The 7,304-nt window shown below is 30.5% G+C and carries 6 protein-coding genes and 4 tRNA genes; 1 reads left to right on the plus strand and 9 read right to left on the minus strand.

The window, feature by feature from the left end:
- Window positions 1-38 precede the first annotated feature (38 nt).
- The 3 genes from BLV79_RS06720 to BLV79_RS06730 all read right to left on the minus strand — a co-directional run bounded on the left by BLV79_RS06720 (window position 39) and on the right by BLV79_RS06730 (window position 3,584).
- Window positions 39-932 carry a carbohydrate ABC transporter permease gene (locus tag BLV79_RS06720; protein WP_074717360.1) on the minus strand — a complete coding sequence of 298 codons (894 nt, stop codon included), beginning with the start codon at window positions 930-932 and terminating at the stop codon, window positions 39-41.
- Window position 933: 1 nt separating this feature from the next.
- Window positions 934-1,884, minus strand: coding sequence for a carbohydrate ABC transporter permease (locus tag BLV79_RS06725; RefSeq protein WP_242871449.1), 951 nt, complete (start codon window positions 1,882-1,884; stop codon window positions 934-936).
- A gap of 305 nt (window positions 1,885-2,189) precedes the next feature.
- The gene (locus tag BLV79_RS06730) at window positions 2,190-3,584 is read right to left on the minus strand and encodes an ABC transporter substrate-binding protein (RefSeq protein ID WP_074717362.1); all 1,395 of its coding nucleotides are present in this window, start codon (window positions 3,582-3,584) and stop codon (window positions 2,190-2,192) included.
- A 462-nt stretch (window positions 3,585-4,046) separates the two neighbouring features.
- On the opposite strand from BLV79_RS06730, the gene BLV79_RS06735 reads away from it, so the two are divergent.
- The gene (locus BLV79_RS06735) at window positions 4,047-4,961 is read left to right on the plus strand and encodes an ArsR/SmtB family transcription factor (RefSeq protein ID WP_074717364.1); all 915 of its coding nucleotides are present in this window, start codon (window positions 4,047-4,049) and stop codon (window positions 4,959-4,961) included.
- Window positions 4,962-5,329: 368 nt separating this feature from the next.
- Here BLV79_RS06735 and thrH read toward each other — a convergent pair whose 3' ends face one another.
- The 6 genes from thrH to BLV79_RS06765 form a co-directional block, all read right to left on the minus strand.
- The gene (gene thrH, locus BLV79_RS06740) at window positions 5,330-5,941 is read right to left on the minus strand and encodes a bifunctional phosphoserine phosphatase/homoserine phosphotransferase ThrH (RefSeq protein ID WP_074717377.1); all 612 of its coding nucleotides are present in this window, start codon (window positions 5,939-5,941) and stop codon (window positions 5,330-5,332) included.
- Between the two features lie 172 nt (window positions 5,942-6,113).
- Complete coding sequence (locus BLV79_RS06745) at window positions 6,114-6,830, minus strand: YkgJ family cysteine cluster protein (protein WP_074717366.1); 717 nt, start codon at window positions 6,828-6,830, stop codon at window positions 6,114-6,116.
- 110 nt (window positions 6,831-6,940) lie between these two features.
- Window positions 6,941-7,014: transfer RNA gene (locus BLV79_RS06750), tRNA-Arg, on the minus strand.
- A 34-nt stretch (window positions 7,015-7,048) separates the two neighbouring features.
- A tRNA-Leu gene (locus tag BLV79_RS06755) sits at window positions 7,049-7,132 on the minus strand.
- A 22-nt stretch (window positions 7,133-7,154) separates the two neighbouring features.
- Window positions 7,155-7,227: transfer RNA gene (locus BLV79_RS06760), tRNA-Val, on the minus strand.
- A gap of 3 nt (window positions 7,228-7,230) precedes the next feature.
- Window positions 7,231-7,304, minus strand: a tRNA-Asp gene (locus BLV79_RS06765).

Consider the following 7,304-nt stretch of genomic DNA (forward strand, 5'->3'; position numbering starts at 1 on the left):
TAACCGTATACATGAATAATGTAATTATTCTCGACTTCTTAACCTTTAACTGCTCCAGCCGTCATACCTTCTACAAAGTATTTTTGGAAAAGAATAAATACTATAAACACTGGAATTAATGAAAACATTGAACCAGCAATCAATACATCATAATTATTTCCATATGGTGTAAGCAATGTATTTAATCCAATTGGTAATGTAAATTTCTGTGCATCTTTATAAATAAGCATTGGCCATAATAAATTATTCCATGCACCCATCGATGTTAAAATTGCCATTGCAGCAAATGCAGGTTTTGTTATTGGTAACATTATTCTCAGACAAATTCCATACTCTGTTGCTCCATCAATTCTTCCAGCATCTAACAGCTCTTTTGGCAAAGAACTCATATACTGCTTAAAAAAGAATATCGTTGAAGCTCCACACAATCCTGGTAACACAACACCTAGTGTTGTATCGATCAAACCAAATTTAATAATTTCTTGGTATAAAGGTAACATTAAAATTTCAAATGGCACCATCATTGTAGCTATTACTATAAAAAATAATACATTTTTTAATTTAAAATTATACATTGATAGTCCATATGCTATAAAATAACATAAAACCAAAGTTCCAATTACTGATATTAATGTTAAAACAAAGCTGTTTTTGAACCAGTTAAAAAATTTACAAGAATCTTCATTTCCACTTAAAAGGTATAAATAATTATCTAACATCCACTCCTTAAAATTTAAGTTTAAATGTAAACCTTGTGCCATCATTTCTGAGCCTGGTCTCATAGAAGCTGTAAAACCAATTACTAAAGGCATTGCGACTAAACAAGACAATAGTGCAAAAAAACCTGTTGAAAGTACAGTTAAGACGCTACGAGTTCTTCCACCAACTTTATTTTTTTTATTTGGTTTAATTTTAGAAATTGTATTATCCATCTTAACTTTCCTCCTTTTTAAATGTTCCACTTAAAACAAGTTGTATCATGTTAATAACTAATGCAATTATTAAAAGAACAAGTCCAACTGCTGAAGCATAACCCATTTGATTCTTTTCAATTCCTCTTCTATATAAATACCCAACGATTGTAGTACCGATGTTGTATGGTGAACTATTTCCCCATAACATAAAACTTTCAAGGAACATAGCTAAACCAGCATAAATTGAAATTGTTAAAACATAAATTAATGTTGGTCTCAACATTGGAATAGTCACATACATAAACTTTTGCCATCCAGTTGCGCCATCAATCTCAGCAGATTCATAAAGACCAGTATCAATACTCTTTAATCCTGATAAAAAATAAAGCATATTTACACCTGTCCATCTCCAACAAGCAATTAATAGTAATGCAAAATATGCTGTTGGATACATCTTCAACCATTGAATTTTGCCATGTCCAAAGAAATTCAAAATCAAGTTAAACTGACTTCCATCACGTTCTGAAAACATCATTCTAAACAATGTACCAGAAATAACAACTGAAGTTAATGATGGTATATATAAAAGTGCTTTCCATACCCCTTTTGCCTTTACTAATCGACTGTCTAATAAAGATGCAAATAATAAAGGAAATGGTATCAATAAAACCAATGTCAATAGCATATACATCACGCTATTTCCTACTGCCTGTAAAAACACCTTATCAGCCAATAACTTTCGATAATTTCCTAATCCAATCCATTTTGTTCCCATTGGTTGAATATCTTGAAAACTCATCACAATTGTTGAACTAAACGGATAAATCCAAAATATACAAAAACTTAATAAAAATGGCAAAACAAAAACGTATGGAGCTGTTTTTTGTGAATATAAAAATTTCTTTAACAAATTGTTTTTTTTCATTTTATTCTCCTTATTCTTTGAATAAGAAGATGTATGTTCTACCATACTTCCACCTCCCGAAAAATCCTTCCTATTACAAAACCTTGAATTGCTCATATCTTTTATTTGCAAATATCTTTATATCTTTATTTGCAAATATCTTTTATTCGCTCATCTTTTTATTTGCAAATATCCTTTATTCGCTCATCTTATCCTACAAATCTTTAATTTGTTAATATCTCATACAAGCTTCATTTAGTAGAATAGCCTAAGAACTCTCATTCCTAGGCTATTCATTTATTTTTATAATGTTTAATTACTTTTCCTAGATATATCTTCTAATTTTATATAGTATATTTCTTTTTGAATATTTATTCTGCCTCTGATTCGATTGTTGACTGTGCCTCATCTAAAGCCTCTCCAACATTTTTTCCTTTTTCTAAAACATCATTCAAAGTTGTTGTATTAATCTGATCATTAATAGCAGGTGTATTTTTTGTTATTGAAACCTTTCCTATATCATCCTTAATTTGATTAAGTACTTCATAAGGTTTGTTACGGAAAAATTTGTTATAAAAATTATCCTGATCAGAATTGCATGCATCCCAAAGGGCAGTATTACATACATCAAATCCCAAATCGTTCCATATCATCTTTTCACCATCTTCTGACATCTTAGCAAAACATAAGAAATCGGCTGCTAATTTCTTTTCTTTTGATTGTTGTGTTACAACAGTACCTGTACCACCTATACCAACAGAGCACTTCTGTCCTTCTTCGAATACAGGACACTTTCCAATATACCATTTTCCTGTCTGGTCTTTGCCTGAATCAGCTCCCAATTTATCTTTAAAACGACTCATGAACCATAAAGCTTTAGGGAAAGATACTATTGTATTATTACCAATATCAGCTATACCACCATCTGTATCAACCTGTCCATCTGTTGAAACCTGTGCAACTTTTTCTTTTAATAATTTTTGTTGTAATTCCAACATTTTCTTGACAGATTTTAGTTTTACATTTGGTTTTGCATTTTTTTTGTTTCCACCTGTCCAATCTTCTCCATATTCAGACATAGCAATTGTTAACCAGTCTGTTCCGCCTGTATCAACTGATGTAAAGAATTTTCCTTTTTCTCCACGAGCCTGAACATATCTCTTTCCAAGTTTTTCATAATCATCCCATGTCTTTACTGCATCTACATCAGCTTGTGTAATTCCATATTTTTCAAGCTGCTCCATATTGTAGTACATTACAGTTGCACCAATATGGAATGGTGCTCCATAATGTTTACCATTTTCTCCAGCATAAATATCAAGTCTCGATTTAACCATTGTATCTTTGTAAGGTTTCATAGCATCATCTAATGAATAAAGCCATTCATCCTGTCCTTTAACAACATTTGGATACTGTCCAACTTCAACATCACAAATATCCGGCGCACCTTTCTTTGACTGTAAAGTCATAGTTAATTTAGTATGCATATCTGCAAATGGATACGTTGTAGCTTTCAAAGAAATCTTGCGGTCTGGATTTTTTTCATTCCATTTATCAACCATTTTTCCATAAAAATCAGCATGCTGTCCTACAAATGTCCAAAGATCCAATTTCGTTCCATTCTTATCTCCGAAATTTGTTACTACTGGTTTTTCCTTCTTTTCATCAGCACTTGCTTTTTTTGATGCGCTAGATGTTCCACATCCTACTAACGATCCAGTAACCATTGTTGCACATAATAATGCACTTACAAACTTTTTATTCATTGTAATTTCCCTCCTATAATTACAGTATATTTACGGAACTTTCCTTTCCTGATATTATGGTATTCCATTTGGATGTAATAGTCAATATTTATTTTAATATTTTTTGAATTATTTTATATATTTGTGAATATTAATTAAAAATAAAATTGATAATTGTGCATTTTTAATCTAGAAAAACTATTTTTTATTTTTCTGATATGACAATCATTAATAATCAAGCACTTTATAGGTTCCTAGTATCTAAAAATTATTTTAGAAAAATCTAAAGTAATAATATTTTATGGATTGACTAAACGCTAATTAACCTATATACTTATTTATGATGTTTTTATATTTTAGTTTTTTTTAAAAAATACAATTTTATTTTAGTTTGTTTTTAATTACAGCACAATATCGAGCGTAACTTTATCGTGCTTGTTCTATCTTTTTACGCAAATATATCAATAAACGGAGGAATAATAAATGCTTCACATTGAATCCCTTGATGATGGATTAGAATTGTTTAAAGCATTAGGTTCAGAAGTTCGTGTTGAAATTATTAAGCAATTGCTCACCAATAAAGGCATGAACATGAATGAACTTGCATCAAAACTTAACATTACAAATGGTGCCCTCACTAATCATATGAAAAAATTAGAAGCATGCGGACTAGTTACAATTTCTAATGAATCCCTTGGACATGGTAATCAAAAGATTTGTTCCGTTCATGTTGACAAAATTCTTATTGATATTGATAGTGAAAAGGAAAATGTAAATGTTTACAATACTGAACTTAAAGTAGGACATTACTCAGATTATAAGGTATTCCCAACTTGCGGTTTGGCGTCTGCGAAAGCTATCATTGGCGAAGTAGACGATACACGATATTTTTCTCATCCATCACGATATGAGGCTGACATACTTTGGTTTACAAAGGGTTATGTAGAATATGACATTCCAAATTTCATACCAGCCGGCCAAAAAATAACTCAATTAATGATATCAGCTGAACTAAGTTCTGAAGCACCTGGTGTAAACAATAATTGGCCATCAGATATTAGTTTTTCTCTTAACGAAAAACATATAGGAACCTGGACTTCACCAGGAGATTTTGGTGATGTGCAAGGTATTTTTACCCCTGATTGGTGGTTTCCAAATTGGAACCAATATGGTCTTCTAAAATTGATAGTTATTAATCAATTTGGAACTTATATCGATGGATTAAAAATCTCTGATATAACCATCAACGATTTTAATCTAGATAACTCTAGCGATATGAAATTTAAGTTTTCGGTTGACGATGATGCTGAAAATATAGGTGGATTAACAATCTTTGGTAAAAACTTCGGTAATTACGCACAGGATATCAAAATCAGTATTAGCTACGCACCACTTTAATTAAAAAGATAAAGAGCTGTAACTATAATAAAACTTTAATTATAGTAATTCACAGCTCTTTTTTCTTTACTTTCTTTTTTTCTTTATTTTCTTTTTTCTTTACTTTCTTTTTTTCTTTATTTTCTTTATTTTCCTTACTTAATCAAATATTTATAAAGATTACCCACTTGTTATATTCCTTGAATATTTCTTAATAGTTAGGTTCTACATTTATTGAATAATATATAACTATATTTTATTATTGTTAACTATATACTCTACGTATTATGTATTATATAGCTGCTTTATTCTTGTTAACTATATCCTCTACTTATTATGTATTATATAGCTGTTTTATTCTTGTTAATATTTCTTATATATTATATATATTAATTATTTTTAGAAACAACTTTCTTAATTTCAGAAAGCAATTCTTCATATGTTTCTAATGCTTTAATCTCTGGATTAGATTTTTTAATTTCATCTGTACTTCTAAATAAAAATCCAGCTTTACTTGCCTTTATCATTGATAAATCATTATAACTATCACCACTTGCGACTGTTTCAAAACCAGCAGTCTGTAATGCTCTAACTGTTGTTAATTTTGTATTTTCAACTCTCATCTGATAATCATCAATTTGTCCATTTTCGCCAACAATAAGATTATTACAAAAAATAGTTGGATATCCCAATTTTTTCATTAGCGGTTGTGCAAACTGATAGAAAGTATCACTTACAATAATAACTTGTGCAAAGCTTCTCAATTCATCTAAAAACTCTTTTGCACCATCCATTGGATCTATTTTACTAATTGTTTCTTGAATCTCTTTCAAGCCTAAAGAGTTTTTTTTCAAAATATCCAAACGATATTTCATTAATTTATCATAATCCGGTTCATCTCTTGTTGTCTTCTTTAATTCCTCAATTCCTGTTTCCTTAGCAAATTCAATCCATATTTCAGGTACTAATACTCCTTCTAAATCTAAGCAAACAATAAACATTTCATTCTTTTTCATTATTAACCTCCAAAAATAATTTATAATATAAGAACTTTTAAAATTCTTTATATAGCTTCATAAATAATCATTCTTAATATTATCATTTCTAATATTATCTTTCTCAATAATTATTAAAAATTATCTAATCCAATAATTATCAAAAAGTTTACCTCTCTCACATATAACATTCGTCTATCATGTCCTTAATTGGATCCATTTTTTTAATTGATTCCAATGACTGATTAACGTGATTCAATCTTCTATAAAATTCCTCATAAAAATCATTCTCATTGTAAACATTATAAGGCATTCTATAAAAAACTTTCAGTAAATACAAATCCAAATCAGTATTAGATCCACTATTCAGTACATAATTATATATGATAGCAATCTCTTTAATAAAATAATGCCAATCAGAAACAAACTTCTCATATTGTGTAATATTCTCTATTCCTAACCACTGTGATATTTTCACTTTACTTTTATATCCCTTAGTGCAAGCCCCATCAACTATAAAATAGCTAAATGTTCCTCTTTCATAATTACGTCCTAAAGGAAATAATCTACAAATACCTGGTCTATATTTATGAATTGAACATCTTCTATTCATATCCATGAAAACACATTTATCCTTTTCACTTTGCATTACATGTGGTAAAATCAAGCCATTGTCTTCTCTATGAACTTGTATCTTTTTATCAAATAATTCATCAAAGCTCTTTCTTAAAAATGATGATATTATAAAAAAATCGTATGGATCAATTTTAACTGTATCTCCCATATTTTCACAACATTGACCACATCCTGCACACTCCTTGCATGATAAACGAACCATATCATTGCATGAGTAAAATCTATTTCTATTTATATCATTTTTATTATTCGAATTCATTCAATACTTTCCTTCCAATATTTGTAACCATTAAACGTACTATTAAATAGTATATTATATTTTTATCTAAATAACAAGTAAAAAAAAGAGGCCCGAAGGCCTCATAAATACGTGCGTGAGAAGATTCGAACTCCCGACACCTTGGTCCGTAGCCAAGTGCTCTATCCAGCTGAGCTACACACACACATCATATTATATTTAACTTTACAAAAAGTTAATGCCGGCGACCGGAATCGAACCGGTACTGTGTCGCCACAACAGGATTTTAAGTCCTGCGCGTCTGCCAGTTCCGCCACGCCGGCATTTATTAGCCTTTCGACTAAATGGGACCTACAGGGCTCGAACCTGTGACCCCCTGCTTGTAAGGCAGATGCTCTCCCAGCTGAGCTAAGATCCCATACGACCCAAGAGGGACTTGAACCCTCGACCTCCGCCGTGACAGGGCGGCGCTCTAACCAACTGAGCCATTGGGCC

It is taken from the genome of Lachnobacterium bovis DSM 14045, from assembly GCF_900107245.1.
GTDB lineage: Bacteria > Bacillota > Clostridia > Lachnospirales > Lachnospiraceae > Roseburia > Roseburia bovis.